The organism is Maricaulis sp., from assembly GCF_039978735.1.
Lineage (GTDB): Bacteria > Pseudomonadota > Alphaproteobacteria > Caulobacterales > Maricaulaceae > Maricaulis.
In genome coordinates, this window is the sequence record NZ_JBDWAS010000005.1 from 82,604 (window position 1) to 108,675 (window position 26,072).

Annotated in this window: 26 protein-coding genes; 1 reads left to right on the forward strand and 25 read right to left on the reverse strand. The window is 66.3% G+C overall.

Annotated elements, in window-relative coordinates; all coding sequences use genetic code 11:
* Positions 1–65: 65 nt before the first annotated feature.
* The 25 genes from ABJO18_RS01265 to ABJO18_RS01385 all read right to left on the reverse strand — a co-directional run bounded on the left by ABJO18_RS01265 (position 66) and on the right by ABJO18_RS01385 (position 25,121).
* A complete protein-coding gene (locus ABJO18_RS01265) occupies positions 66–2,546 on the reverse strand; it encodes a hypothetical protein (RefSeq protein WP_348508991.1) in 2,481 nt (826 codons plus the stop codon).
* A complete protein-coding gene (locus ABJO18_RS01270; RefSeq protein WP_348508992.1) occupies positions 2,543–4,180 on the reverse strand; it encodes a hypothetical protein in 1,638 nt (545 codons plus the stop codon). The genes ABJO18_RS01265 and ABJO18_RS01270 overlap by 4 nt, the downstream gene beginning before the upstream one ends.
* A 44-nt stretch (positions 4,181–4,224) precedes the next feature.
* Positions 4,225–6,561 (reverse strand): hypothetical protein, encoded by a 2,337-nt coding sequence (locus ABJO18_RS01275; RefSeq protein ID WP_348515694.1) that lies wholly within the window; start codon positions 6,559–6,561, stop codon positions 4,225–4,227.
* Positions 6,562–6,564: 3 nt separating this feature from the next.
* Complete coding sequence (locus ABJO18_RS01280; protein ID WP_348515695.1) at positions 6,565–7,014, reverse strand: hypothetical protein; 450 nt, start codon at positions 7,012–7,014, stop codon at positions 6,565–6,567.
* A gap of 55 nt (positions 7,015–7,069) precedes the next feature.
* Entirely contained in the window at positions 7,070–9,571 is a 2,502-nt protein-coding gene (locus ABJO18_RS01285; protein ID WP_348515696.1) for a hypothetical protein, read from the reverse strand.
* A gap of 3 nt (positions 9,572–9,574) precedes the next feature.
* Positions 9,575–10,210: a hypothetical protein gene (locus ABJO18_RS01290; RefSeq protein WP_348508082.1), complete on the reverse strand. Its 636-nt coding sequence runs from the start codon at positions 10,208–10,210 to the stop codon at positions 9,575–9,577.
* A gap of 15 nt (positions 10,211–10,225) precedes the next feature.
* Positions 10,226–10,501, reverse strand: a complete 276-nt coding sequence (locus ABJO18_RS01295) for a hypothetical protein (protein ID WP_348508083.1) — start codon at positions 10,499–10,501, stop codon at positions 10,226–10,228.
* Between the two features lie 67 nt (positions 10,502–10,568).
* Complete coding sequence (locus tag ABJO18_RS01300; RefSeq protein WP_348508084.1) at positions 10,569–11,438, reverse strand: phage capsid protein; 870 nt, start codon at positions 11,436–11,438, stop codon at positions 10,569–10,571.
* A 163-nt stretch (positions 11,439–11,601) separates the two neighbouring features.
* The gene (locus ABJO18_RS01305; protein ID WP_348508085.1) at positions 11,602–12,441 is read right to left on the reverse strand and encodes a hypothetical protein; all 840 of its coding nucleotides are present in this window, start codon (positions 12,439–12,441) and stop codon (positions 11,602–11,604) included.
* Positions 12,434–12,799: a hypothetical protein gene (locus ABJO18_RS01310; RefSeq protein WP_348508086.1), complete on the reverse strand. Its 366-nt coding sequence runs from the start codon at positions 12,797–12,799 to the stop codon at positions 12,434–12,436. Before ABJO18_RS01310 ends, ABJO18_RS01305 begins: the two co-directional genes overlap by 8 nt.
* 6 nt (positions 12,800–12,805) lie before the next feature.
* Positions 12,806–14,428, reverse strand: coding sequence for a portal protein (locus ABJO18_RS01315; protein WP_348508087.1), 1,623 nt, complete (start codon positions 14,426–14,428; stop codon positions 12,806–12,808).
* 3 nt (positions 14,429–14,431) lie between these two features.
* Positions 14,432–14,644 carry a hypothetical protein gene (locus ABJO18_RS01320; RefSeq protein ID WP_348508088.1) on the reverse strand — a complete coding sequence of 71 codons (213 nt, stop codon included), beginning with the start codon at positions 14,642–14,644 and terminating at the stop codon, positions 14,432–14,434.
* Entirely contained in the window at positions 14,641–15,120 is a 480-nt protein-coding gene (locus tag ABJO18_RS01325) for a hypothetical protein (RefSeq protein WP_348508089.1), read from the reverse strand. Before ABJO18_RS01325 ends, ABJO18_RS01320 begins: the two co-directional genes overlap by 4 nt.
* Positions 15,121–15,246: 126 nt before the next feature.
* Positions 15,247–16,893, reverse strand: a complete 1,647-nt coding sequence (locus ABJO18_RS01330) for a hypothetical protein (RefSeq protein WP_348508090.1) — start codon at positions 16,891–16,893, stop codon at positions 15,247–15,249.
* Between the two features lie 138 nt (positions 16,894–17,031).
* The gene (locus ABJO18_RS01335; RefSeq protein WP_348508091.1) at positions 17,032–17,706 is read right to left on the reverse strand and encodes a hypothetical protein; all 675 of its coding nucleotides are present in this window, start codon (positions 17,704–17,706) and stop codon (positions 17,032–17,034) included.
* Positions 17,707–18,052: 346 nt separating this feature from the next.
* Complete coding sequence (locus ABJO18_RS01340) at positions 18,053–20,017, reverse strand: hypothetical protein (protein ID WP_348508092.1); 1,965 nt, start codon at positions 20,015–20,017, stop codon at positions 18,053–18,055.
* 91 nt (positions 20,018–20,108) lie between these two features.
* Entirely contained in the window at positions 20,109–20,840 is a 732-nt protein-coding gene (locus tag ABJO18_RS01345; RefSeq protein ID WP_348508093.1) for a hypothetical protein, read from the reverse strand.
* Positions 20,837–21,913, reverse strand: coding sequence for a toprim domain-containing protein (locus tag ABJO18_RS01350; RefSeq protein WP_348508094.1), 1,077 nt, complete (start codon positions 21,911–21,913; stop codon positions 20,837–20,839). Before ABJO18_RS01350 ends, ABJO18_RS01345 begins: the two co-directional genes overlap by 4 nt.
* Positions 21,906–23,009 carry a hypothetical protein gene (locus ABJO18_RS01355; protein ID WP_348508095.1) on the reverse strand — a complete coding sequence of 368 codons (1,104 nt, stop codon included), beginning with the start codon at positions 23,007–23,009 and terminating at the stop codon, positions 21,906–21,908. The genes ABJO18_RS01350 and ABJO18_RS01355 overlap by 8 nt, the downstream gene beginning before the upstream one ends.
* Positions 23,006–23,317, reverse strand: a complete 312-nt coding sequence (locus ABJO18_RS01360; protein ID WP_348508096.1) for a hypothetical protein — start codon at positions 23,315–23,317, stop codon at positions 23,006–23,008. The genes ABJO18_RS01355 and ABJO18_RS01360 overlap by 4 nt, the downstream gene beginning before the upstream one ends.
* A gap of 4 nt (positions 23,318–23,321) precedes the next feature.
* Positions 23,322–23,576, reverse strand: a complete 255-nt coding sequence (locus tag ABJO18_RS01365; RefSeq protein WP_348508097.1) for a hypothetical protein — start codon at positions 23,574–23,576, stop codon at positions 23,322–23,324.
* Positions 23,573–23,878 (reverse strand): hypothetical protein, encoded by a 306-nt coding sequence (locus tag ABJO18_RS01370; protein ID WP_348508098.1) that lies wholly within the window; start codon positions 23,876–23,878, stop codon positions 23,573–23,575. The genes ABJO18_RS01365 and ABJO18_RS01370 overlap by 4 nt, the downstream gene beginning before the upstream one ends.
* A gap of 2 nt (positions 23,879–23,880) precedes the next feature.
* Positions 23,881–24,372 carry a hypothetical protein gene (locus ABJO18_RS01375; protein WP_348508099.1) on the reverse strand — a complete coding sequence of 164 codons (492 nt, stop codon included), beginning with the start codon at positions 24,370–24,372 and terminating at the stop codon, positions 23,881–23,883.
* 4 nt (positions 24,373–24,376) lie between these two features.
* Positions 24,377–24,664 (reverse strand): hypothetical protein, encoded by a 288-nt coding sequence (locus tag ABJO18_RS01380; protein WP_348508100.1) that lies wholly within the window; start codon positions 24,662–24,664, stop codon positions 24,377–24,379.
* Between the two features lie 118 nt (positions 24,665–24,782).
* Entirely contained in the window at positions 24,783–25,121 is a 339-nt protein-coding gene (locus ABJO18_RS01385; protein WP_348508101.1) for a hypothetical protein, read from the reverse strand.
* A 57-nt stretch (positions 25,122–25,178) separates the two neighbouring features.
* Here ABJO18_RS01385 and ABJO18_RS01390 point away from each other — a divergent pair, with 57 nt between their 5' ends.
* Complete coding sequence (locus tag ABJO18_RS01390) at positions 25,179–25,883, forward strand: S24 family peptidase (RefSeq protein ID WP_348508102.1); 705 nt, start codon at positions 25,179–25,181, stop codon at positions 25,881–25,883.
* The last annotated feature ends 189 nt before the right edge of the window (positions 25,884–26,072 follow it).

The following is a 26,072-nucleotide window of genomic DNA, read 5'->3' on the forward strand; positions in this document are numbered from 1 at the left end:
AAACTCCCAACCGTTCGGATTGCGGGCCGATGGTCGGGGCTTGCGCGCGCGCGGGGGGCTAAAGCCTAGCCGCCGGCATTCGCAAGATCGGGTGCGCGATCGGGGGCTTGTTCGCCGGGCGCCCACCAGTATCCTTGGCCATAGTCGCGCCGGTATCGCCGCTCCAGCCGGCGGAAACGCTCGCCGGCCTGCGGATCGATTTCCTCCTGCAGGCTGTCCAGCAACATGCGCTCATAGGCAAGACGCAGATACCAGATCGAGCCGCCCGGCGTATTGCCGCGCAGGAAGCGGGTCGCTTCCGCTCCGATATCGGTATCCTCGCCCTGCAGCGCTTGGGCGACGTTGCCGATCGTCAGGTTGCGAACCTCGTCCGCCGTCTGCACCAGCGGGCCGGCCGCCGTCATCGCCAGGCCACCGCCGAACCGGTTCACGTCCGAAAACAGGAAATCGCCGAAAATACCCATGCCGCCACCCTGCAGACCGGCCGACATCCAGAATTCCGGCGTGTTCATCGGCCGGGGATCCCGCCCCTTGACGATCTCCTTCACCTGCAGCGACAGCGCGCCCAGGACGGTCGTGTAGATCAGCATCTTTGCGGCCAGCCGCGCCCCCATCAGTACGCCCGCCTGTGCCGCCACCTGCCAGGTGCGGCCGGAATAGAGCATCAGCACCGAGACCGGGAAGGATTTGTACATCGCAAAGGACCGCCGGAAGATATTCACCAACGGGCTGGATGTGCTCGACGCTGCGCCCAAGAAGGCGCGCGCGCGAAGTGAGGCGGTCGGCACGGCGTATTCCGTCTCGATCTGCACCATTTCCAGCAGGCGGGTTGCCAGCCGGTCGGCATCGGCCGGATCCAGCCGGTCCGACCGCCCTACATCTTCCGGCCGCAGGAAGCGCGCACCGGACTGCGGCTCATAGAGATCCACCGACCGGATCACATCCCAGTCTGCCGGCGAGATCCCGTGCCGCTGGAAACTCTCCCGCAATGCCTTCGGCAGATCGTCAAAGCCGCGCTCGGCCTGGTCGCCCAGCCAGCCCATCATTTCCATGCCGAAGGCCCAGCGCCGGCCTTCCGTCATCGGTGACAGGCCGGACCAGCGCAGCACGATATCGGGCAGCCGCCGCGTCACTTCATGGCTGGAAAACTCGTTGATGAAGCGGCCCTGTCCGCCCATCACCTGGGCGGCACCGTCCGCGATCAGCCCGGCGCGGACGGCCATCCGCCGGTCGGTATCGCTGGCCGGGTTGAACATGCGCAACAGCTGGCCGGTCAGCTTGTGTTCGTTCATTCCCTGCATACCGCGCGCGAGGCGGTGAAATCCGTCATCGGTCAGCGCGGAAATCGCGGCGGAACCCAGCTGGGTCGAGATCTTGAAGTTGACGGCATCGCCCACGACACGGCCGAGCATGGTGTTTGACGACGCATAGGCCGCGCCCGTGTGCAGATCCCACATGTCGCGCATGACGGCGGCCTGATGCTTTACGGCATCCACCGGCGAGCGCCCGGCAAAGCCGCCATGGTCCGCACGGCCTTCCTCGGCTTCCTTCAGGGCCACCTGTTCGGCAAAACGCAGGGTGGCGTTCGGGTTCGGGCCCAGGATCTCCATCGAGGCGGTATCCCGCGCCAGCGTGTCGATATGGTTCATCATGGCGGAAAACGGATCCGCCTCGCCGAAACGCGTCTGGTATTCCATCCAGCTGTCGGCATCCCGGAACACCAGAAAACGATGCTCGCCGCGCCGCCTGGCCAGCGATCGGGCGCCGCCGCCGGAAGACGGTTCACGGCGCGACCAGCCATGCGTCGTGATCGCCCGGTATGTGTCCTCGAGGAGCTCATCAATCCGCCCGGGCGCCAGCGGCTCGCCGGTCGCGTGATCGATCATCCGGGCCTCATCCAGCCGTGGCCGGATATAGGCCCGCCAAGCCTCAAAGCCTTCGCGGGCGATGCGCACGCTGTCATGCACCTGCGGCAGGCCCCACCCGTCCAGACGGGCAATCGCGCCGCCCGCGGCGTTGTAGCGCTGGCGCAGGAAGTCGGCCGCTCTCAGCCAGCCCTGCGCGAGATCCCGGGCGGCTGCATCGCCGCTATCCTCGCCCAGGGCTTCACGGACCAGATTTTCCAGCCGGGCCCGGTTGCGGGTGTTCGACAGGGCGTCGCGCTCGAACTCGAACACCGCATCTGTCATCAGGCCGTGCGCGCGGCCGCGCAACGCGTTGTAGCGGCTGCGCACGCTGGAATGCGGAGAGGATCCGAAATGCTCGATCAGCTCGGGCAGGGCGTCGCCGGGCGCGCGCCGCCCCTGGGTATCCTGCCGGGCAAGAACCTGTTCGCGGATCCGGCGCGAGGCTGCCACCTGCAGGCGGGTTCGCCGGGCTGCTTCGGCCGCTTCGGCCTCAAGCCGCGCCATGGCGCGGCTATCGGCTTCGAATTCCGACGCCCCGGCGGCGCGCTCCTGTTCCAGCACGCCCAGCATTTCGTCCGCCTGGCGGCGGTCCAGCTCGCCCTCACGCACTGCCCGCTCGATACAATTCCGCAGGCTCATGACCCACCTCCACCCAGTGAACATGTGCGCAGCGCCGACAGCAGCGATTGTTGGCGATCCAGGTCCGCCTCGATCTCCGCGCGACTGGTCATTTCCGGCTGGTCGTCAATGATCCGGCCGGTCGGGATCATGTCCTCGTCCGCCGCGGCGGCATAGGCGCGCTGTTCAGCTTCCAGCTGCGCCAGCTGGTCGCGCGGCCCGGCGCCGCTCACATCGTCGAACAGGTCCCCATCGGCCGCGGCGCGCGCGGGCGGCGTCTCGATGGTGCGATAGGGATTGTCGGGAGACATGTCGCCGCGCCGCGAGGCCTCGGCTGCCCAGTCGAACATATCGCGGTGAAGCGCTTGCGCCTCTGGTTCAGAGACCTTTCGTGCAACCCGTCTCAACTCTTGGTTCAGATCACGTAGCCGGACCCGAGCGGCGGCAAGCCTGTCTTGTAAATCGGCTGCGTCTTGTTGGCGGCGGACTGCAGCTTGCGAGACCTCTTCAGAAAACCCCTCGGCAATGCCTTCGCGCTCGGCAGTCAGCGCATGGCGGCGCTTTCCGGAAATGGCCCCGCCAAGCTCGGTATCAATATCGCGAAGCCGGGCCCCTGAATACGGGTCCAGCCGTTCGATGACTGCGCGCTCTAGCGCTGCCGGGTCCGCGTCGCGCGCCAGCCGTCGCTGGATTTGTTCTATCACGAACTCCTCTCGACTGATCTGGTCGACGATAGTGGACGAATACGCACTGTCGAACTCGCGACCGGCTGGCAACGACACTGGCGCAGGAGAACCGTCCGCGCCGGACGAAAGAAGGCGCGATCGCCGAGAAGAAACCTCTTCTCTCGGAACGGCGATGTCCAGCGCCCGCTCAAGCGCCGCGTTTTCGACGCCAGGCGCAAGCGGATTGCTGGCCTCGATCTCCGCCTCACGCTCCAGCAGATCGGCCAGCCCTCGCGCTTCGGCGCTCTCCGGCGCCAGCTCGCGCAGGGCTTCGGCCTGCCGGTTCAGTGGCAGACGGTTCCAGCCGATTTCCAGAGCCCGGCCGCCGCCGCCGGCGACTGCCCCGAACACGGCACCGACGCCGACGCGAAAGGCCATTTCGTCGCCTGTCAGCTCGGCCAGACCCATCTCCTGGCGCCAGCGTTGCGCGGCCGGCAGGGACGCACCCTCGACCAGCGCGTTAACGCCGGCCTCGCGCGCCGCCACGGTCACGATGTTCTTGCCGCCGCCGATCGGCAGCGTCGCGAGGTTCAGCGGATCCTCGAAACTGCCCAGCACCCCGCCCACCAGCGCCGGCACGAATTCCAGGCCTTCGGCGTCCGCGGCGATCTCCTGTATCCGGGCCCGGCGCTCGGCTTCCCAGTCCTCGCGGGAGCGGATTGCAGTGGCGTATTCCGGGTTTCCGGTGCGCAGCTCGGCAATACGGGCCTCGAACCGCTCGATCCGGCTGCCCTCCAGCCGCCGTTCGCGCGGGTCGTGGATCAGCAGCGGGTGGTCCAGCCGCACGCCCGTGGCCTCGCGCACCTCATCGATGCGGCGCGAGTACAGATCCAGATCGGACCGGCGTTCCTGGTTGACATTCTCCACCCAGCGCTGGGCCTCCCAGGCGGCGCCGATTTGCTCGGTCCAGCCGCGGGGCGCGCGTCCCATGGGCTGAAGGCCGGACCGGTCGGGGCTTTCATAAATCGGGATCATCAGCGCACCCAGTCCGGGTGTTGCGTGGAGATCCGGCCGCGCAGGGCGGCCAGGTCCAGCTCATAGGGCGCACCGGCCTCGTCCAGGGCTACGGTCGGGTTGACGGCGTTGCGCCGGCCAAAGCCGATGAAGTACCGGCCTTCGCCGGCGGGCAGGAAATAGGCCCCGCGCAGAGCCTGTGCGGTCAGAGGCTCGCCGACTCCATCACGCGGCCGTGCAGGCAGGGCGGCCAGGTCATCATCGCCCAGCCCGCCCAGCACATCGCCCAGCCGGTCGGCGCGAAGCCAGTTTGGCGCGATCAGTGGATAATCGCGGCCAAACAAGCCCCGCCCGTCCATTTCGCCCATCCCGCCGAACTGCACCTGGCGGCGTCCGTCCGACAGGAAGACGGCGCCCAGGGCTTCATTCAGCGCCCGTTCGTACAGGTCGCGGTTGAAATCGTCCCGGGTCAGCCCCTGCCGTGTGGCGCGTGCGTCATAGATATTCCCCGCCGCCAGCGTCACGGCCGCCGCCGTCTCGGGCAGGCTCTCGCCCATATCGCCGAAAAAGGCCAGCTGGATCTCGGCAAGGGTATTTCCGCCCGCCGCGGCGTCATTCGTCCGGGGCAACCGGCTTTCCCATCCGTCCACCTCACGCAGCTGCAGGCCGCGCGCCATGTCCTCGGCTGCAGCTGTCGCACCGGCCGTCAGCAATCCGCCCAGATGCGCCAGGGACGGCTCGTCCGGCGCGATCTCGCCCAGCGCCTGCGGCGCATCCGGGCCCAGCGCATCGACAATGGAGCGCGCCATGGCAAAGCGCTCCACGTCACCCGCGCCCACGGCTTCGGTCAGCTGCCGGCGTTCTGCGCCCGTGAAGTACCGCGGCGAGGCGAGGCCGTAGTTTGCGGCCACCACGCGCGCGGTTGCCGCGCGTTCGGCCAGGCTTTGCGTCAGGATCTCCATGCTCGGCATACCGGCTTCGTCCAGCATGTTCAGCGGCGGCACCTCGGCCACGCCGGCCCGCACGGCCGTCGACAGAGGATCGTTCGCCAGGCCGGATTGCAGCTGCGTGCGCACCCGGCCCAGCGTGGCCAGCTGGCGCGCCTGATAGGGTGTGGCGCTGCCGGCGTCCTGCAGACGCGCGCGTTGTTCGTTCTCCAGCGCTTCCAGCTCGGCGAGCGGCCGCGTCCAGGCCCAGTCGGCCAGCTGCGCCAGGCCGGACCCCTCGCGTGCTTCGGCGGCCAGATCTGCCGCACCGATCGCTTCGGCCTCGCGGGCGATGCGCTCGAACACGTCAGCACCCAGCGGCAGACCCTCGCCGGTGACTTCCACAGCATCGCGCAGGGCACGATCCAGCACGCGTTCACGCGCCGCAATCTGCCGGTCAAGCTCGGCCTGGCCGCGCGCGATCGTGCGCGACATGGCGGCGTCGATCGCGTTGATGTCCTGTCGCGACAAATCGGCGTAAGGCCCGTCTGTCGCTTCGGCATCGGCCAGAAAGGCGTCGCGGAACTCGCTTTGCGCCGCCACACCGTCGGTGCGGGAAAACGCGCCCAGCACCCGGCCCGATGCGAGGATCCGCCGCGCGCTGCCCATCTGCCGGGCGATCTCCTCCGGCGACAGGGCACCGGCGCGCTCGGCGTCCGGCTCAAATTCCCGCTCGCCCAGGGAAAAGGCTTCGCGCGGCCCATAGGCCAGCAGGGCCTCCTCCATGGCGGCCAGCTCGCCGGACAGGGCCGCATCGGCCGTCTCGTCGAGCCCGGCCTGGCGGGCCATGCGGTCCAGATCGTTCAGGCGCTGCGTGTTGGCCGTCTCGATGTCAGCCCGCGCGCTGGCTTCGGCGGCCGCCACCGTGGCGCGCGCCGTCTGGCGCTCATAGACCAGCCGGTTGCGGTCGAACATTTCGCCGAACCGGGCCCGCAGTACGGGCGAACCCTGCAGCGGCGCTGACAGGTCAAGCTGGCTTCGCAGGTTATCGAGCCCGCGGCCCAGCGCGTCGGGGTCGTGACCGTGCTCGGCATAGACGCCTTCCATCTCGCGCCGCGCATGTGTTTCCAGCTGCGACAGCGCGATATGATTACCGGTCTGGTTGAACGCGCGGGCATAGGCCGTGTTGCGCTCGATCTGGCGAAACTCCGGATCCATGCCGGCGACGGCGCCGGCCTCCTGGCCCTCACGCGTCGCGCGTTCGTCGGCCACCCGGCCGATTGTTGCGGACAGCGATCGCAGGCGATAGCCGATCCGCTCCATGTCGCCGGCCGTGTTCCCGACCGGCGTGCCGATCGCGGGTGACATGTCCACGGATACCGGCTCGAAACGCGCCAGCGGCACACCGCCGGGTCTGCGGTTTGCAGTCATCGATCAGCCTTTCATTCCGCTTTCCGCGGCCGACAGAACACCATCGATCAGGCCCGCGCCGAACGTCTCCGCCGCGCGCCGCGCCAGGGCGGCCGACGCATAGCGGCGCTGCGCGGCACGGCGGGCGCCGGAATTGCGGGTTTTCGTCAGCGCGTCCTGCGCCATCCGGCGGTTCTCGCGGTCCATCTGGTCGACCGTCGCGGATCCCAGATCCACACCGGATGCGGCGAAGGCGGCGCGCAGCCGGCCGGACACTTCCATCTGGCGCTGCAGGATCGCATTCGAGCGCTGCAGCGCGGCCGTCTCTTCCGCTTCGGCCATGATGAGCTGGTCGCCAGCCTGCCGCTCCAGATCTCCGGCCCGCACACCAGCCCCGGCGATCGAGAAGATTGCCGAGGACGTGGAGGCAAAGCGCTGCATCTCGTACAGCCTGGACGTGGAGGCAGACGGCATTTCCTCTTCGGCAGGGTCCCGCCCGAACTGCGACTGGTATATGTCCTGAAACAGGTTAGCCAACATGGGGAAGCCTCACCTCCGCTTTGATGCTGCGCACGCGCAGCGGGGCCCGGAATGCCTGCCCGATGGAAATCGTGTTGCCGCGCCGAGTGCCCAGAAGTCCGTCCACCTCGACCTCGCCGGTAAACAGGGTGTTGGTGACGCTCTCGAACGCACCGGTGCCCATGGTGCGCAGATCGGCGCGCCGCGCCGGCCGGCCATTGGCCGTAACCGTGATGGACCCGGTATCGATCAGTGACAGCCAGACCGAATAGACGGTCGACAACTGCCCCACGATCCAGCCATAGCGCTGGTCGCGTGGCGGCAGCAGCTCCACGGAAACCTCGAAGGGCAGGCCGGCCTGAACAGTCGAGGCAGCGCCGGCGGGCTCGGGAAAGCTCACCGCGCCGTCCTCGACCGTTGCGGATCCCCACGGACGGCCATCCAGCCACAACTCGACCGTCTTGCCCTCCAGGTGATCCAGCCCCGCCATCGATGTCGCGGCGGGATCCAGAGCGCGGATCACGGCCGCGTCATACAGGCTCGTTTCGTCATAGGCTTCCAGGCGCCGCGTGGTCACGCCGCCGGCCGTGCGTTCGATCACGGCGTAAACCTCGTCTGCACCTTCGGTTCCGAAGGACATGAATTTCCCGTCCGTGTCCCAGTTGTGCCAGGCCAGAAACTCCTCATCGGCCATCAGGGCGCACACCCCGGCCGATCCGTCCGAATTCGCCAGAAACACCAGCTCGGCGCCCCGGGCCGAGGCGCCGCGCCGCACGGTCCAGTCCCCGGGATCCTTCACAAGGTGCGGCGCCAGTCGCGACAGGCTGGGCGCAACAAAGCTCTGCAGACCCTCGGCATAGGAGAAGGCCCGCACGGCCCCACCATCGGCCTGCACGAACAGCGTCTGGTCATCGGCCTCCAGAACATCGAGGCCGATTTTCACGCCGCGGCGGGTGCCCTTGGCAAAGCTGATGGGTTCACCCTTCACGATCACGCGGTCCGTGACCCAGAATTCGGCGTCGTCTGTGAAGATGCCGAGCGAGCGTCCGGGATAGATATGGCGGATACGCTTGATCTGGTCGTCATCGATCGCCAGCGACAGCGCACCGTCCCCGGTCAGCTCGATGTCGAAGTTGAAATAATCGCCCAGCACTGAAAACAGAACCGTGGCCGGCCGTGACCGCATCCCGCCCATAAGCAACCGGCTTTGATAAAAGGTCCCGCAGGAGGGATATCCGCGCGCCGCGGAAAAGATGTCCTCGCCGCCCTTCTCGCCTTCCTGCACGCGCGATACCTGCAGGATCTCGTCACCGTCGCCCGGGCCCAGGAATTGATATCCCAGTACGGGGTGCTCCTGTTGCGCCAGATCGCCGACGAACTCGACCGTGAACGTGTTGTTGTCGGTCTTCGTGACCGTCACATTGCCCGCGCCGATATCCTCGATCGCTGCAAGGGCCGTCGCGATATTGTTGGCCGTGTCGGCATCATTGCCGGCATAGGTGATGCCGGGCGACACCTTGCCGGCATAGGACAGCGTGAACCGGTCCGACCCGTCCGTCATGTTCAGGGTCAGAACCTCCTGTTTTTCGTTCTTGCCGTTCGTGTAGGACGTGCCGTCGAACTGTTCGCGCGGGACGTTCTCGAACGCCTGTTCGCGCGCATCCCAGTTTCCCGCGTCGGAATAGCGAAAAACCCGCCAGGGCGCATAGTCGGAATGGAACTGCAACAGCGTGTCCAGAGACTGGGCCCGGTTGACGATCGCAATGTCCGCGTGACGGTGCGGCGCGGGGATCGAGGCACGGCGTTCGCGCGCGTCATACACCTCGATATTCCGGTCCGTGTGAACCATCAGATACGTCGCCGTGGTGTCGTAGGCGAAACCGAACGCCTTCACGTTCGACAGCTCGTCCGTCTCGCGCCAGAAACGCAGCTCGGCCGCGGCGAATTCGCGGCCCTCGATCGCGACCGTTCCGAACACGCGCCAATAGCGCGCCGTGATCGACTGGCGCGGGCCCAGACCGGCCCGGCGCGATTGTTTGCCATCCGCGTCGAACGTATTGCCGAAGGCCGTCCATGTGCTGGCGTCGTGCGAATATTCCACCCGCCAGGCATCGGCCGCAGCCGCGCCTTCCACCTCGAAATCGATCGCATCCACCAGATGCACCTCGACCGGCGCCCCGAAATCCACGCGCACGATATAGCCGCCGCCGTTGGGCACAACGGGATCCGTGACGATAATGATGGGTTCGCCGTTCGGATCTTCGATGATCTCGACAGACCCGGAGGGCGTCGTGACGGATCCCGGCGGGATATCGATCGCCTCCAGCTGGCCGCGCACATAGTCGACATGCACAAGCCCGCCGCGATCGCGGAAACCGCCGGTCGGCAGGCACAGCACATTGCGCGCCGACTTCAGCCCCTTGTCGTAAAAGCTCAGATCCTCACGGGCCGCCAGACCGGCATCCAGCTCGCCGGCCGACAGGTTCGGCCACGATTTGCCGAATGACACCATGGATCAGTCCCCGCCCAGTCGCGCGCGAACCAGCGGGCCTCCATCCGGCAGGGCCTGCACCGGGGGAAGGGTCATCGCCTCGCGCTGGACGGCCAGCGCCAGCTTGCCGCCGAACGCGTTGGCGTCGAGCGAGCCATAGGCCTCGATCTTCAGCGTCTGATACCGCGAGCGATCCTGGTTGATGTCCAGGGCCAGCACGGCGGCCAGATCCGTCATCACAAAGTCCCGGAAGATCGGCGACCATTTCCCCGGCGAGGTCGGGCGCCGCTGATAGAGCGCGAAGGCGATCGGCTCGTCGCACCACAGCTCATCCTCGAAGATCTCGAAATTCTGCGTGCCCGCGGTCTTGTCCTGGTCGAAAAAGATCGCATAGGGCTCGCCCAGCCGGTCGCCGGGCAGCGTATAGCGGTACGCCCAGCGCGAAGGCGGCGGACTGGCCAGCTGCGACAGCTTGCGCGTCACCGTGTTGAAGCGCCATGTCGTCAGCGTCAGGGCCGCATCGGTCAGCGGCCAGTAGGCAGCGGCGACCTTCTCCTGAAGATCGCCGCCGTCGAACTTTTCGATGCCGCCCGCCACGCCGGCGCGCCATAGCGCTTGCGAGGCCAGCTGGATATCTGTCAGAACCGTGGCGGCATCCATCGCGCCCACTCCGGATTAGGGGGTCTCGTAAAGCGGCGTCAGGGCGATATCGCCGGTCGTCACGACGACGACATAGATGCGAACACCCGGTGTGCCGTCACAGTCATACGAGACGGTGATGACATCGCCCGTGGCCATGCGGTCGGCGAGGGCGTCGAAATAGCCGTCCGTCTCCACCTGGGCGCGGGTGTCATTCGTGACGTAGCCCCACTGGTGCTTCACCGATCCCTTGCCGGTACCGATCGCGCCCAGCTCGCGGATGACGTTCAGGCCGTCCTTGTCCAGTGCCATGATTTCAATCCTTCTCTTGGCAAAACAATCGAAGGGGCGGGCCCGCAGGCCCGCCCGATCAGTCCGGTCAGGTGGCCGGCGTGTTGTTCACCCCGTAGAACGGGGCGTTCGGGTTGTAGCGAAGCTGGATCGCACAGGGCTCCACATGGCGTTTGGCGCCGGCCCGAAGGCGCTGGGTGACAAGCCAGGCCTGCTTCTTGCCATCCCACCAGATGTCCGGCTTGCCCGAACGCTGGCCGACCGCGGCGATTGCGGGGCCATAGTAGAGCAGACCGTTTTCCTGGTCGGTGTCCGGCGAGACGAGGCCGGTGTGGCGCATCCAGGTGACACCGTTCCAGCTGCGCACATACGCCTTGTTGAGATACGGCAGCGCATCGCCGACATACTCGCCGCTGGCGAACTGCTTGTAGGTCAGCATCTGGTTCCACGCATTCGGACCCAGCAGGCCGTACCAGCCGCCCTCATCGTCCGGCCACTCGTAAAGAGCAGCGTTGGTCGTGGCCTGCAGGGCCAGATCGACCGACATGCCTTCCGACCAGTCGCCGACATACTGGTCCGTGCCGTTAATCTCCTCGACCACGTAGTCGTCCAGCGCCCGCGCAATGGCAAAAGCGCCCTGGTCGGCAACCACATCACGGTCGTCGGCCAGCATCTTGTCGAGATCCTCATCATCGATGTAGTCCGACGCGAAATCGTCTTCGGTGGTCAGCTTGATCTTGGACCGGCCGGCATTCATGGGCGGGATGTCGGCGTGGCGGGACGGACGCTTGGTCGTGCGGCCCTTCCCGGCGACATACATGGTAAGGCTTTCGGCGCCGATGACGCCTTCCGTGCGATTGCGCACGGTCGCGAAAACCTTGGACTTTTTGCGCTGGAACGTGTGTTCCACGCGCGCTTCGTATTTCTCGGTGAACAGTACGGGTGCCTGATGGGACATCTCGGGGCTCCTGCGATCGATTGAAGGAAGTCCCTCGATCGCGAGAGGGCCGCGGGCTGCAGGCGGGCCGGATATCCGGGAAGGCCGCCTCGCTGCGGGTCGCTCCTGACGGGACGAAACGCAGCGAGGCTATGGCTGGCGCAAAAGCGGGGGGGCTAAAGCCCTACTGGTCCTTGAAGACTTTTGCGGCGCGTTCATCGACCTCTTTGGCAAATGCCGGGTCGAACTTGGCACTGCCGCGCTGATAGCGATCGTCCCGCATGTCGCGGCGCACCGCTTCCACTGTCATCTTGCTAGCGGCCGAGGCTGCGTCGCCATCCAGCTGCACGCCCTTCTCACCGGCCAGGCCGAACACGGCTTCGAACAGCCCCATCCCGTCAGCCGTCGCCTGGAAGGCCTTTGCAAGCTCGCGTTGTTCGGCCGTCAGCTTGCCCTGCGAAACGAGCCCTTCGAACCGTTGGTCCAGCGATCGCATCCGCCGCTCGTAAGCGTCCTTCCCGCCGGCCTTCTCGAACTCGGCGTCCTGGTCGAATGGCGCTTCCAGAATGCCTTGCTCGGCCGCGGCCTCCAGGACGCCGGTGACGAAGCCGTTATAGGCATCCGGTGTGATGCCGGCGGCCAGGGCCCTGTCGCGGATGATGCCCAGCATCGGATCGTCCTTCGGCGCCGGATTGCCGTGCTTGGCAATGAAATCGTCCGAGAATTTCAGATCGGGATATTCGTCCGCCGTCTTGGGGGCACCCGGCTTCTGCGCCAGCTTCTCGCGCAGGCCCTCGGCGCGCTCGTTCGCCTTGGTCAGGCCTTCCAGCAGCTTGTCGATCGTCTCCTGGTCATTGGCCCCGGCCAGCTCGTCGGCCAGTCCTTCCGGCCGGTAGCCTTGCGGCTGGCCGTCGCCCTCGCCGCCTTCACCTTCGCCGCCCTCGCCAGCGGCGCCATCACCGCCCGCCGGCGGCGTCTCGTCTGCCGGCGTGTCACCCGGCGTTTCTTCATTTTCTTCACTCATGGGCAGGCTCCTCTTCAAGATCGATTTCGTGCGCCCGGCTCAGCATCTTGTGCAGCAGGACAACCATGGAATTCTGACCCTCCCGGAAGGGGCCGTAGGTCAGCATCTGGTCGCGGCCGAAAACGTCGCCCGGCCAGGTGGCGCTCAGCAGGAATTCCTGGATCAGCCAGTGCAGCAGCTTTTCGCCGGCCGGCGAGGCAAACACCTCGCGGGCGCACTCGGCGACGCGGTCGTAATCGCCGCGATCGATACGGGCACCCAGCTTGTCCTTGATGTCGAAGATCTTGTCCCAGCCGCCCCCGCCATCGATCAGCTGGGCGACGATATCGGCCGGGCCGGCCATTGTGTGTTCGGGCATGGTTTCCTAGGCCGCCTTTGCGGCGGGCTCCTGTTGCTGCAGTTTGGCGATCTGGGCCTTGACCAGCTCGGCCACGACGGCCTCGATCTGCTCTTTCTCGGTGACGTTGCGCACCAGATCGATCGGCACGCCCAGCTTGCTTGCCAGCCAGCGCGGCAGATCTTCGACCTTCGCGGCCATGGCCGTCAGCTCCTGGCCGATCAGCTGCCCCGTGATCTCCAGCCACTGCACCACGCGCTGAACCTCTTTCATGTTCTGGGCGTCGGCGAGCGGCGAAACGACTTTCAGGGCGGTGTAAAGCTGGTCGATGCTGACAGAGGTTTTGAGCAGCTGCCGGTTGAACAGGATCTCGATCACCCGATCGACGGCCGGCACGATGATCTCCTTGACGAACCGGCCATAGACGACAGCCAGATCCTCGGCATAGACGCGGATATGCTCGATCACCTGGCTTGCCGACAGCGGGGTCTGGCCCTTCGAAGCGGGGATAGGCCGGTCAAACAGCAGCTCGCGGATACGCTCGCGATATTCGTTCAGCAGGATCGACGACAGATCGAAATTTTTTGGCACGTCCAGGGCCTGCAATTCCGGTCCGCGGGGACCGCCGTTCGACTGAACCGGTATCATCGAGCCCGGCGCCAGGCGCGACAGGTTCAGCGTGCCGCCGGCATTCATGGTCTGGGTCCGCGTCCACAGGCCCAGGATCGCCAGCGCCGCCGCGCGCAGGGTCAGCTCGACGGTCTTGTTCGCAACGCGCACGTCCGGCAGTGCCATCATGGCTGGGCCGCGGCCCATCACCTCGCCGGGGATCTTGTAGAAGCGCGGCGTCAACCAGGGGCATTTGCGGCTTTGCTCGCGGAAGATCAGGACAACGCCGCTTTCGTCGCCGTCATCATCCTGCACCAGGACTGACGTCACCCAGCGGCGGTTTTCACCGTCCCACACCGTGGCCTGCCGCACCTCGCGCTCGACCTCGGCATCATCGCCGCCCTTCTCCAGGGCCTCCATCATCGACTTGGGCAGCCTGTGCTGCCCCTTTCCCTTCGCCGCATCGGGCCAGCGGGACGCGATCTCGCGGATCGGCCATTTCTTGGGATAGTAGATCCGCTCGACGCGGCCACCGCGCCCCTCGACCAGTGCGATGTCAACGGCTGGCACCGCCTCGAAAATTACCGGATCGTCCTCGTCACCGTCGGAAATCAGCATTGCGCCCTGGCCGGCGGTCAGATCGATGCACATTTCGGCCAGCGCGCCGTCGAACATGGGCGAATTCATCGCCGCCCCGGCCGCATCGGAGATCTCGGAAAGCTCTCTCTGCAGCTCCTGGCGCCCGGCTTCATCCGGTACGGCGCGCTTGGCGGCAGGGCCCAGCTCCAGCTCGAAGAAAGTCTGGAGCGAGGGCGCGATATCGTTTTTCAGACGCCCGGCAAAGCGCATCGAGGACGAGACGGCCGTACTGTCGAACAGGTGGTTCAGCCGGTCTGCGCCCTTGGCGGCGTCCGGATCCCGATAGACCAGGATCTGGTCGTAAACTTCCTTGATGAGGCAGTCCCAGCCGCGGCGGTCGTTGAATGCGCGATCGCAATCCTTCCACAGTGCGCCCGGGTCGCTCGGTGCCTTGATCTTCATCGCCTATCCCAGCGTGTCGCGGATCTGACTGGCCAGCGCGGCGCGCCGGCCGGACGAGCTGGCCCGGATGCGCTGGGCATCGGCCTCGCCTTCCAGCTCGGTTTGCTTGCCCTGCTCATTGATCTTGGCGCGGCGTTCGGCCGCCATCAGGCCCTCATTCACCTTGGGCGAACCAAAACCGAAAACCTTCCCGATCTCACGGAAAACCCCAGTCATGCTGCCAACTCCTCTTGCAGACGAACGCCGTCCGGATCCCGCCGCCCGATCAGCCAGCCCCGCGCAATGATGCCGCGCATGGGCAGACGAAATCCGCACAGCCGTACGAGCTTGCAGGCTTTGGGCAGATCCGCGCGGACAAGGCAGATCAGCCGGCCGTGACGTTCGCCGGCCACATCGAGCACAGCATTCATGCCGTCCAGGCCCGCGCGAAGGCGCGCGCGATCGCGCAGCGCCGGGCCGGCCAGCATCCACACCTGCGTGACAGGCGCGCCATCGATGTCGTGGTCCGGAATGAAGCCGCCGATTGCGGCCAGCTCGCCGCCGACGCGCACTTCAAAGGCTTCGCCCATCGCCAGCTGCGCCGTCACACTGGCCCAGCGCTTGCGGGTCCAGCGCATCGCAGAGCCGTCATCATCCAGCGCTTGGGCGAGGGATGAGGGCAGGGCAGGGCGGATGTCGATGTCGTGGGTCATACAGCCTCGTGATCTGGTCCGCTCACGGGGACGCGCCGGAAACCATGCCCAATGGCGACGCGTACAGGCTCCCCGCGAGCGGTGGCCCGATCCTCCCGGCGCGCGCAGGCGCGGGGGGCTAAAGCACTACGGTTGCCAGCCCCAGCTCACCGCGTCGCCGCGGCCGGTCATCTGGCGCTCCATGGCAGCCTCGGCTTCGCGCTCCTGATAGGTGCGGTCGCGCTGGCGGCCGTGCCCGGACTGCACCCATCCCAGCCCTTCCACGCTCAGGATGATGTACTGCAGGGCGTCGTGAACATCAGAATACGGGTGGTCTTTGTTTGGCCGGTCGCGGGTCTTCTCCTTCCCGCCTTCCTTGTACTTCGGGAAGTGGTACTTGCCCCCGAACCCGGCCAGCAGGGACGGGCATTCGCTCGACACGATCAGGCCCGGCCGGCCGTCCGGCGTGGAATTCGCCAACGCCTTCATCACCGCGTCGCGCCGCGGACCGAATTCATTGGTCGGCGCGATCGTGATGGGCAGGCCCAGGGCCAGCTCCACCGTGTCCAACCACGACAGCTGGCCGTTTTCCTTGTCCGCGCCGGCATCCATGGCCGGGTCGCCATAGACCTCGATCCGCGCATTCGGGAAATTGTCCTGCAGGCACCGTACCAGCAGATCCGCAAACGCCGATGCGCCGCACCGGCCCGGGCACAGCTCCATCAGGATCCGCCATTGCCCTTCATCGTCGCGCTGGGCGAAGACGGCGGCCGGGTTCAGCGTCTGCCCGCCATCGAGGCCGATATACAGGCGCCGGCGGGGATTGAACGGGATCGCCGCGCCGAAGCGATGCCGCTGGCCGTATGTGGGATAAACGGCCTCGCCGTCTTCCGCGAAACCCCACTTGTTATGCACCAGCCGCTGGATGTCGTTCGGCTTGTGCTTCATGTCCTCGATCATCGCTTCGTAATAGTCCGGAGCGAGATTGGTGCGGTTTTCGGCGTCCGGATCCATGCCGCCGGGTTGTTCGAAGAAGTCCCAGCCCTTCGGCAGATCCAGTACGAAATATTTGTACAGCCAGTGGTCCATGTCGGGCGGGTTCCAGTCCGCCGTCAGCCCGTTCCACTTCAGCTGGAAAGCCCGTTCGCCCAGCAGCGATTTCTTGCCGCCGCGCTTGATCCGGCCGAGCAGGAAGGTCAGCACGTCCTCATTCAGTCGCGCGGCCCCGTTGATGAAGCCATGGCCGGGCTCGAACCCGTCCATCACGTCTTCGGCCGCGTGATCGCCCACCGCTACAAAGTCGACGTTCCAGCGCATCTCGCCGTATTCGTCCCGCAGGCGCAGCTGGTGCAGGGCGGGGCGTTCGTTCGCACCTTTCCAGCTGCCCCAATCCTTGGGGAACCAGTCATGCCAGGTGCGCACCGTGTTGCGGTACATCGAGCCATAGGTGTCGGCCACGACAACGCTGTCCATGTACCGCACCCCGTCTTTCGCCCGGGGTTGCTGGCGCAGCTTGAACAGCCCGTCCATGAAGCACGTAACGGTCTTGCCGGAGCCGTAGGGCCCCATGATGCCGCGCGCGCGCGCATCGCTGGCCAGGAAGCGCGCCGAGACCGGGCCGGGCATTTGCCAGCCCCCGTCCCCGCCCGCCGCTTTCAGGACCCGGTCGTAATCCTCCGGCGACAAACCGCCCCAGTCTTCGCGCTCCTGTTGACCAGGGTATTTCTGATTGACGCGTCCCCCGTCCCCGTAATGCTGCAAATCCCCCGCGGGGGCGGCGTCGGTTCGCGTCATGGTTGAAAATCCGGTCAGGCTAGAGGTGGTCGGGTCGATTGGAGGTCGAGCCGGATTTTCAAAGCGCCGGCCGGGGGCGGGGGCTAAGGCGACCAGGGGGAGGGGTCGGGCGATTGCCCGCTGATATTCGATTAGCGGCTATTCGGGTGTTTCGTCATTGTTATTCAATGACTTAGCGTCAGGTGACGACTTTCCGTCTGACGACTTTCCCGCATTGCCCTCGATAAGTGCTTGATTTTCCTCGCGCACGTCCCGAGGCCGGGTATCGAAGCCCAGGACCTCGCGCGCCTGGCCGATCGCTGGCGTGCCGCCGGCCGCGAAGATCCCGAGGACAGGCACATCATTGCCCTGGTCATCCGCCACAACCATCCCGCGGCGCTCGTGCATGTAGGGCGAGGCGGACTTCCTGGCATCGTTGATGATCGCCAGGCAGCGCTCCAGCCGGCCGAGGATCTCGTCATCCTTCATCTTGGTGAAGTCGACCTTGCGGCCGGTCAGCCGTTCGGCCTGGTCAGCGAGATCTCGCAGCAGCTCCTCTGGTGCCATATCGCCGAGCGCGACCAGGCCTTCCAGCGGGAGCGTGTACTGGGCGCCGAGATAGGCGACCCAGTCCTGTGATCGCTTGTTCTTGGACCCTTTCGGCCGGCCGGGGCCGCGCTTATCACCGCTGGCCGCATCCGCCTTGCGCCTGGGCGACCGCATCACCGGGTCCAGATCGAACAGCTCACCGACCAGCTCGCCCAGAACGGGCAGTTCGCCCGGGCCGGTCGCGTCGATCGCGGCTGCGATGCCCTCTTTTCGCTCGTCAGGCATTAAACACCCGATATTTAATAGGAAAATCGCGGTTCGGGATGCGGGGACGAGAGGCATCCCGGCCGCATCCCGAAGCTAAACCGCTGATATACTTAGAGAAAATACCCCTCTGGGATGTCGGGATGTGAGGATGTGATGTATTCCCACGTGTGCGCGCGCGCGCGTGAAAAACCTCTATCCCGGCATCCCGACATCCCGGACGCATGTTTTCTCCTGTTCAATCAACGGGTTGAGTTCGGGATGCGGCGCGGATGCGAGGCTGATGTGGCATCCCGAAAATTCGCGTCACCAGCTCGCGGACATGCATCGACCCTGACGGGGCCGGGGGCGACGGGGGGCTAAGTGGTCAGAATGGCGGATCCGTGCCGCCGGGATCCGCGTCCTCATCCCCGTCATCCGTGCCGACGATCTCGTCCATGCGCAGCCAGGTGCACCATCGCCGCCGCCCGTCGAGGGTCGAGCGCTCGGACACCCACATCCCCTGACGGGTCTCGGGGTCATAGCGCGCCGCCTGCTGCAGGGCGCCCGCCCAGGCGCCCTCCACACCGCTCTCGCCGCCGAAATCGCTGTCCTCGAACAGGGATCGCAGCTTGTCGTCAGCCGAGGGCACGGAAAGCCAGAACGCCACGCCGGGGTATTCCCGCTTGCCGGTCTCGATCTTCAGTCCGGCCGACGCCAGAAGCGTGTTCGCCTTCTTCAGCTCGCCCGCCCGCGTCAGATCCCCGAACGCCTCGATGCGCACCTGCTGGTCCTCGCTCATGAAGGCCGCTAGCACGGCGCCCACCGAGGGCTGGGAACCCGACTTCCACGCCGGGACCGGGGCGCTCATCATCTGGATCAGGCAGCGTTCCCATTCCTCCACCTGGCCGATGAACTCGGCCATGCCTTCCGGCGCCAGCATTGCGGCCTTCTCGGCCACGCTGTCGGCGTCCGGCATCTCGTCCTGCGTCAGCATGTCGGCGCACGCCAGGAGCACGCCGAACTGGTCGGCACCCCGGCTGTCATGCCCCACGGCCATCAGTGCCCGGTGATAGCTGGTCAGCACGGCGTCATAATCGGCCCACCGGTCCATCAGGCGCCGCAACAGCTTGCGGCCGAGGATCTGCAGCTCCTGGCGGTCCAGGGCCGGGGCGATCGCGCCCGGCTCGAATGGATCCAGCTGCAGGAACACCATGCGCGAGCGGTCTTCCGGCCGCATGGCCGGGCGGCGGATCGCCGCGAAGCCGAAACAGTTGCGCGCCTTGAACTCCACGCCCTTGTGCTCGGCACCGCCGCGCATCACCACGCCATCGGAACAACTGTCCCGCGCCAGCTCGATAACGGCCTTGCTCTTGGCACTGTTCGCGTCGGCCTCGAACTGGTCGAGGATCACGGGACAGGCGTCATGCATGATGTGCTGATACAGGCCCGCGGCCGTGGCGTTGGTGGCATAGATCGCCCCTTCGCCGAACAGCTCGCGCAGCACGCGCCGCGTCACCGATGATTTGCCGGTGCCGCGCGGGCCGGTCAGGAAGAAAGAGGGGCGCCAGTGCAGCGCACCGCCCAGCATCCCGGCGCCGATCCAGCCCTGCAGCAAGTCGGCATCGATGTCGCGCCGCCAATTCCAGGTGCGCAGGAGCGCATTCAGATCCCGCCCGGGCTTCACACTCACGGGCTCGGCCCAGGGCGCCGGGCGCCGCGGCCCGGCCGGATACACGGCATCGCCGTAATCGCCGGGCGGCCGCACGATCATCTTGCTCTTGCGGTCGAGGGAATACAGCGCGTTGCCGCAATGCACCGTCAGCGAGCCGTCATACTCGCGCCAGGCACCCCGCCCGCGCACCAGCTCGAAATCGCGCCAGACGCCCTTCATGGCGCAGGCGTTGTACAGGGCATCGCCCACCACGTTCGCGTCCCAGCCGTTCACATTGTCGGGATCCGCAAAGAAGGCCTTGATTGCCTCCTCGCCCTGTTCGGCGACCTCCTTTGGCGGCGCCTTTCGCCGCGGCGCCCACCAGTACAGATAATCGATCCGGCCGGCGAACATGCCCTTGATCTTTTCGGCCTTCAGCTCGGTAAGCGAGACCACCTGACCCAGCGTGTTCAGGAAGAAAAACCGGCCCGCATCCATGCCCAGCGGAATAACCGGGCAGTCGACCGGCAGGCCGTATTGATCCAGCACCCCGAAGGCTCGTGCCATGCCCGGCGGCACGGTCTGCCCGCCCAGGGTGCGCGGCTGGCCCTTGGCCACATCCACGGCCAGACCAGCGCCGGAAAAATCTTCCGCATCCGCCAACGCAGCGCGCACTTCACTTTCCGCTGGATCGTCCATCGGCAACAAGCTCTCAGTATTCGGAACAACTCAAAGGGTTCGCCGGCGGGTGGCCCTGGGGAAGACCGCCCGCCGGCTACGAGGGCGCTGCTCAGCCGGGTGAGGCGTCATTCACCAGCTGGCGCGCCGCCTCGATCGGAGACGCCCGCAGCCCGCCGAACGGGCGCTTGCGCAACAGGTCGGGCAATCCCGGATCCCGGTCGGCCAGGGCGTCCAGGTCCACGTCATTCATCATCGCCAGCTGCTCGGCGTTGCCTACGCCCGCCGCCATCAGCCGTTTCTCGATCGCGTCGCCGATCCCCTTCACCTGGCTAAGCGGGGTTCCGGCGCCTTTCCTTTGGGGCTTGATGTTCGTCGGGATGGAGCACTTCGCCCTCGGCCCGCGGAATGTTTCCCGCTCAAACGCACCGGCGGCGTCCTGCTCGAACCCGTCATCATCGGGGTCCCGCGGCAGGCGCGGCCGCGTCGGCGGCTCCGGTACTGGGTCAAAACCCAGCTTCAGGGGAGACAGCGCGACCAGCACGCCACGGAATGCCTCCCAACTGGCGCGGTACAAAACATCACATCGCCAGCGTTCAGCTGAAAAGGCCGGGCCGCCCAGATCGGGCGCCTGCCGCGCAAAGGTCTCAGCCGGCGGAAAACTGTGTCGCCGCCCGAAATCCAGCAGCCGCCGCGCCGCTTCCATATTCTCGGATGACCAGGGCAAATCCGGATCGCGGTCAACCCAAGCCATAGCATCGTGACTCACGGCCTCGTAAGCCATCACGGCGACGAACGCCACAGCTGCCCGGTCGCTTGTTTCTTCATTAAGCCTTCGGCTCATTTCTTCTCTCCCATCAAAAGCTCATTGGCGTCCTTGCCGCGGTGCGCCCGCGCCACGCTCACCGGCACGCCCAGCGTGGCCACCCGGCGGATCGCCTGGGCGAAACCCTTCGCGGCAGGCCCGCCGGCCCAGTCATTGTCGGCAAAGACGGTGTGATGTGTGATCGCGGGCGAGGCTGGCCCTGTCGGCAGCTCGAACGTGGCCAGCCCGTTCAGACTGCCCAGTGCCCAGCTGGCGCGCGAGGGATCGGCCACGGCAATGGTCGCGGCGTCCTCGATGCCCTCGGAGCTTACCAGGCCCAGCGGCACGCGCGGATCGGTGCCTGGCCAGACACGGATCGCCGTGCCGCGCGTCACGCCCAGCATTTTCTTTGCCGGGCCCTCTTTCACCTTCCCGCCGGTTTGCGCGTCCAGATAGGTGCGATGCACCGCCGTAATGGTGCCATCAGCGCGCCGCATTGCGGCAATCATGGCCGGGATGCGCGCACGCTGTCGGTCAGGGCCGATCCAGTCCAGCGCCTCGCTGGCGCGCAGCTCGGTGATCGCGGCCGGAAGCCGGTCCAGTCGGATGCAGCGCACCTCAGTGAGATACCGCCAGGCCGTGGTGCCGGGCACCAGCGGCCCTGCCGACTGCCAGATGCCTTGTGCGGTGCGGATCTTGCGCGCCCGATCGCGCGCCTCGGCGGCCTCGTCCCGCGCGATCTTCTCGCGCGCATCGCGCCGCACCTTCTCCAGCTTTTTCGGATCCCCGCCGGTCAGGCCATAGCGCCGCATCGCCCATTCGCGCACGGCCGCCCGGTCCTTCAGAACGCCCAGATAGACGGGCAGGTCGATGATATCGCCCTTCTCCGTCTCGCCGGCGTCGAACTCCTTGAACGCGCCCGCGCCGGACCCCGTCATCCAGATCTTGAAACTGGTGCCCTTCGTCTCTCCGCGCGCCGGGTTCGGGCCCACCCAATAGATGCCGTCCCGCCGGCCGTGCGGCGCCCATTCGTTCACCAGGGCGACGATATCGCCCTGCATCAGGCTCTTGATCTCGGCAAAGGTCACGGTCGGGGGCGGGGCGTCAGTCAAGGAGAAAATCCCCCTTGTCGCGCATCTCGCCCTCAATGTTGGCGATCATGCTTTTGATCTTCTTCACGCTGTCACGCGCGCTCACACCTCGCACCGATACACTGGACAGTCGGTCAACATCCTCGCCGAGGACCATGGCTTCCAGACTGACCAACCGCCGCCACAGATCGGCTTTGCTCGGGGCCTTCGCGTCCGCCGTGGGCAATGTCAGCACGTAGAATTCGCCCTTGTCGGCCCGCAACGTGATGCCCAGGTCTGACGGTCGAAACGCCCGGCACTCGGCGACAGGCACATCCAGGCGTCCGCCGGCATGAGCGACCAGCCCCACCAGGATCTCCAGCGGGTCGAAGAACCGGTCTGGCGCTGCCGCCTTCGCGGCGTTCTCTGCCTCCACCGCTCCGGCAATCCGCGTCGCCGCACTGGCCAGCTTGCGCGCCCGCGCTTCCAGCGCCTCCACGCCTTCGGCCAGGGCGGCGTCCTGCTCTTCGCGGGTCAGGTTGCGGGCCACCCTTTCGGCTGCCTTCACCGGCACCGTGCCGGCCTTCACGGCCTCCACAAGGGCGGGGCTGCCATGCTCCTGCACTGCCCGGGCGCGCCTGATAGACCGTTCGGATACGTCGAAATCCTTGGCCAGCTGGGCGTTTGATCTTAAAGGCGGCACGCGTGCCGCCTTTTCTGCGGAACCCGGCCCGCGGTCCGCCTTTTCTTCCGCCCGGTCCTCATCGCCCAGGGGCAGCCGCGCTTCTGCATCCGGCTCGGGCCGTGCGGGCCGGTGCGAAGGCAGGCGCCCCACTTCCGCGGCCAGCATGGCGCATTGCGCCGGCGACAGGTGCCGGCGGTGCAAATTCTTCGACAGGATAAAGGCAATCGGATCCTTGCCGGTAAACGCCACCCAGTGCGGCGTGATGCCCAGCTTGCGGCACGCTTCGCGGCGGTTCCGCCCGTCCAGCAACTCGCCCTCGAAGATCACCAGCGGATCCATCAGGCCGTTTTCTGCAATGTCCGCCGCCAGGGCCTCGGCGTCCTTGTCGGGCAGCCAGGGAAACAGATCCGCCACCGGGTGAACCGGCAGATTGAAAATATCCATCTTGCTCATCCGAAGGCCCCTTCACGAACGGCGTCTTCCAGCCGCGCCATCACCGCGTCGAAGGCCGCGTCCTCGCGCGCCTCCTCGATCAGCCGCACCGACCGGCGCAGCTCGCGCCGCTCGATCCACATCAGGCCTTCCAGCTGGCGCAGCGACAGGCCCGCCACCGTGTGCGCCAGATAGATCGTGCCGGTGCGCGCCACGGCCTCGGCCCGGGTGCGCCGGCTGCGCGGCGATATGTCGAAAACACTGTGCGGCGTGGCGCCCATGGCGGGGGCCACGATCCCGGCAGTAAACGGCAGCAGGTGCGCGCTCATCCTCTCACCCGTCCAAAGGCATCATTTGCGCGGGCGGCAGCATTTTTGCGCCGTGCGCGGTCAGCTCCACCCATTCATCATCCCGGCAGCGCAGGCCCCGCACCGTGCCGTCATCCTCGAAGCGCAGGTCACAGATGCGCGCGGCCACGTGCCGCGGGATCTCGGCGCCGTAATCGCCGTATGCCACCTGCACCATCATGTCGCCGCGCCCGGGGGCGGGTTTGGGCACCGGCAGGATCTCGCGCCACGGGCTGGTCATGCCGGCTCCTTCGCCAGAATGTCGTCCACCCGGTGCGCCGCCCGCGCGATATAGGACAGGGCCTCGCGATCGCGGGCCGATTGGGGCGCCTCCACAACGGCCTGCGCCGCGTGGATCAGGGCCATGGCCTGATAGTGGGCCCAGCCGGGCAGGGCGCGCCGCTCCGCCTCGTCGTATAGACAGTGGACCGCATCGTCGGTCCGATCGCGCAGATGGGCGATTTGCTCCGGCGTCGGCCGGTCCGACAGGACAACGCGATCGGCGGCGGCGACAAGGCAGGCAATGGGGGTGCGGGCGGTCATGGTCAGCCCTCCCATTTTTCGCGCAGCACACTCAGGCGTTGCTCGATTGCCCCAGGGCTGGCAGGTGTTCCCAACGCCTCCAAAACCCCATATGCCGATGTGCAGATATCGGTGGCCAAGAGCGCCATCAGCTCGGGCTCTTCGCCATCTCTCGTCATGATGATGCAGCGCTTGCCGCGACCGCAGAACCAGCCGGCCTCCAAGTGAGCGCTACGACCGCACGGCAGCAGCAGCACACAAGTGTCCGCCCATTCCATTCCGCGCAAATCGGTGATGTATCCCCGCGCGGCAATCGGGCTGGTCGTGATGTGGTGGCGGTATTCATCCGCCGTCCAGTATCGCCAGTCCGGGTCGATTTCGTCCCAGGCGAAGCCGGGCACCCCGCTCGGGGGATTTCGAAAATCGTAGACCTCGTGGCCCCAGTTGCGCAGCACCTTGACCATTGCAGGCTGAAAGGGATTGCGCCAACTCGACGCGAGATAAATGCGCGCCATCGCCTCAGCCCTCCCTCTCGCATTCCGCCGCAATCACGGTCATCGCGAGGGCTTTGATCTCGGCAATGGTTGGATCGGGGGCGGGCTCGGCCAGGATACGCTGCGCCATGGCCACCATGTCGCCGCCCGGGCGCAGACTGTCGGCGTCCTTCACGGCCCCGGCATTGTCGCGCAGCAGGCAGGCCAGCGCGCCGGTTTCCAGGCGCACCAGCTCGTGCACGCCGCCGTCATGGCCCTTCCATTTGTGGATGATGCGCGCGCCGGTCAGTGCCGGGATCTTGTCATCGCTCATCACGATCCTCCTTGAGTGAACAGCAGCATTCCGCTCACCACGGCGAGCGCGGGCAGAAGGCGCCAGGTCAGCACCGCCATCGCGGCAACAGCACGCGGGGAGTCGGCCGGGCGGGGGGTCATTGGGACACCGGGAGCGGGGTTACGCGGCCATCGTCGGACGGCCGGAACCGGGCTTCGGACACATCGAGAAAGTCCGGCGGCAGGACGTATCCGGCCTCCTCCAGGGCGCGCAGGATCGGCTCGCGCATATAGTTCGGGAAATACCCGTTATACCGGCTGCGCCAGGCATAGAGGGTTTTCGTGTCCCGGTTCAGCAAATGGGCGAAGTTCTCCACGCCGCCAACCAGCGCGCAGCAGCGCTCGATCGGCGTGCGCGCATCCTCCAGGCGGTCCGGGATGGGGTAGTAGCCCCGCCGTTCGGGCGGCACGGGAAGGGCGGAATTCGCAGTGCTCATGGACAGTCTCGAAAATTGAATTCGACAGATATGCGACTTTCGCATACATAGGCGCATATGATTTGCGCCAATCGTCAATATCCAAGTTTCGGCAAATTCGACATTCATGTGCCCATGAATGCAGATACGCTCGATCCGCAGGACCGCTCCTATAAAGAGCGGATGGCGCGCGCCGGTGTGAACCAGACCGACGCCCAGCAAGCCCTTGACTGGTCACAAACTAAGGTTAGTCGGTTCGTCAACGGCGAACGTAAACGCGTGACGCTGGAAGAGCGTCTGGCGTTCGAACAATGGTTGGAAATCGTTGAACGTCGGGCTGGGGTGGAAACCAGTGGCCGGGGGGACAACGAGGGACGAGTGCTCGATTTTCCAATTATGCCGGCAGCGCGCCGGATCCCGCTTTACGGCCTGGCGGCCGCAGGCCCCAACGGGGGCGTTCATCTCGACCACGACAGTGTCGTCGACATGATCGAGCGGATCCCCGCCCAGGGCACGCGGGATGATGTGTTTGCGCTGGAAGTGTTCGGCGACAGCATGGAGCCGCGTTATTACGCGGCCGAGCGGGTTTACTGCGTGCGAAACCGGCAGCCCGGGCCGGGGCGAGACGTTATCGTCGAGCTCAAGTCCGGCGACGCCTATCTGAAGACCTATGTCGCCATGCGCGACGGCTTCGTGTTCTGCCGGCAGCTCAATCCGGATCAGGAATGCCGGTACTCGCTGCAGGACATCAGGGCGCTGCACGCCGTGGTTGGTCGCAGCTAGCACACCAAGCGGCGCGCCCAGGCGCGCCGCTCACTTGTGCATCCACCAATCTTCCACGCATTCGCTGCAGACCTCCCCGTCCTTGCAATTGGGGCAGGGGCGAGGGAAGAGCGCGCGCAATATTGTCCTAAGCAACCTGAGCATTGCACTTTTCCACAATTTTTAGTGGTCCCCGAAAATTATTCACGT

Bases quoted from the DNA above. Each gene is read 5' to 3' on its own strand.
- ABJO18_RS01265 (WP_348508991.1), bottom strand. From the start codon at position 2,546: ATGAGCCTGCGGAATTGTATCGAGCGGGCAGTGCGTGAGGGCGAGCTG.
- ABJO18_RS01270 (WP_348508992.1), bottom strand. From the start codon at position 4,180: ATGGGACGCGCGCCCCGCGGCTGGACCGAGCAAATCGGCGCCGCCTGG.
- ABJO18_RS01275 (WP_348515694.1), bottom strand. From the start codon at position 6,561: ATGACTGCAAACCGCAGACCCGGCGGTGTGCCGCTGGCGCGTTTCGAG.
- ABJO18_RS01280 (WP_348515695.1), bottom strand. From the start codon at position 7,014: ATGCCGTCTGCCTCCACGTCCAGGCTGTACGAGATGCAGCGCTTTGCC.
- ABJO18_RS01285 (WP_348515696.1), bottom strand. From the start codon at position 9,571: ATGGTGTCATTCGGCAAATCGTGGCCGAACCTGTCGGCCGGCGAGCTG.
- ABJO18_RS01290 (WP_348508082.1), bottom strand. From the start codon at position 10,210: ATGGATGCCGCCACGGTTCTGACAGATATCCAGCTGGCCTCGCAAGCG.
- ABJO18_RS01295 (WP_348508083.1), bottom strand. From the start codon at position 10,501: ATGGCACTGGACAAGGACGGCCTGAACGTCATCCGCGAGCTGGGCGCG.
- ABJO18_RS01300 (WP_348508084.1), bottom strand. From the start codon at position 11,438: ATGTCCCATCAGGCACCCGTACTGTTCACCGAGAAATACGAAGCGCGC.
- ABJO18_RS01305 (WP_348508085.1), bottom strand. From the start codon at position 12,441: ATGAGTGAAGAAAATGAAGAAACGCCGGGTGACACGCCGGCAGACGAG.
- ABJO18_RS01310 (WP_348508086.1), bottom strand. From the start codon at position 12,799: ATGCCCGAACACACAATGGCCGGCCCGGCCGATATCGTCGCCCAGCTG.
- ABJO18_RS01315 (WP_348508087.1), bottom strand. From the start codon at position 14,428: ATGAAGATCAAGGCACCGAGCGACCCGGGCGCACTGTGGAAGGATTGC.
- ABJO18_RS01320 (WP_348508088.1), bottom strand. From the start codon at position 14,644: ATGACTGGGGTTTTCCGTGAGATCGGGAAGGTTTTCGGTTTTGGTTCG.
- ABJO18_RS01325 (WP_348508089.1), bottom strand. From the start codon at position 15,120: ATGACCCACGACATCGACATCCGCCCTGCCCTGCCCTCATCCCTCGCC.
- ABJO18_RS01330 (WP_348508090.1), bottom strand. From the start codon at position 16,893: ATGACGCGAACCGACGCCGCCCCCGCGGGGGATTTGCAGCATTACGGG.
- ABJO18_RS01335 (WP_348508091.1), bottom strand. From the start codon at position 17,706: ATGCCTGACGAGCGAAAAGAGGGCATCGCAGCCGCGATCGACGCGACC.
- ABJO18_RS01340 (WP_348508092.1), bottom strand. From the start codon at position 20,017: ATGGACGATCCAGCGGAAAGTGAAGTGCGCGCTGCGTTGGCGGATGCG.
- ABJO18_RS01345 (WP_348508093.1), bottom strand. From the start codon at position 20,840: ATGAGCCGAAGGCTTAATGAAGAAACAAGCGACCGGGCAGCTGTGGCG.
- ABJO18_RS01355 (WP_348508095.1), bottom strand. From the start codon at position 23,009: ATGAGCAAGATGGATATTTTCAATCTGCCGGTTCACCCGGTGGCGGAT.
- ABJO18_RS01360 (WP_348508096.1), bottom strand. From the start codon at position 23,317: ATGAGCGCGCACCTGCTGCCGTTTACTGCCGGGATCGTGGCCCCCGCC.
- ABJO18_RS01365 (WP_348508097.1), bottom strand. From the start codon at position 23,576: ATGACCAGCCCGTGGCGCGAGATCCTGCCGGTGCCCAAACCCGCCCCC.
- ABJO18_RS01370 (WP_348508098.1), bottom strand. From the start codon at position 23,878: ATGACCGCCCGCACCCCCATTGCCTGCCTTGTCGCCGCCGCCGATCGC.
- ABJO18_RS01375 (WP_348508099.1), bottom strand. From the start codon at position 24,372: ATGGCGCGCATTTATCTCGCGTCGAGTTGGCGCAATCCCTTTCAGCCT.
- ABJO18_RS01380 (WP_348508100.1), bottom strand. From the start codon at position 24,664: ATGAGCGATGACAAGATCCCGGCACTGACCGGCGCGCGCATCATCCAC.
- ABJO18_RS01385 (WP_348508101.1), bottom strand. From the start codon at position 25,121: ATGAGCACTGCGAATTCCGCCCTTCCCGTGCCGCCCGAACGGCGGGGC.
- ABJO18_RS01390 (WP_348508102.1), top strand. From the start codon at position 25,179: ATGATTTGCGCCAATCGTCAATATCCAAGTTTCGGCAAATTCGACATT.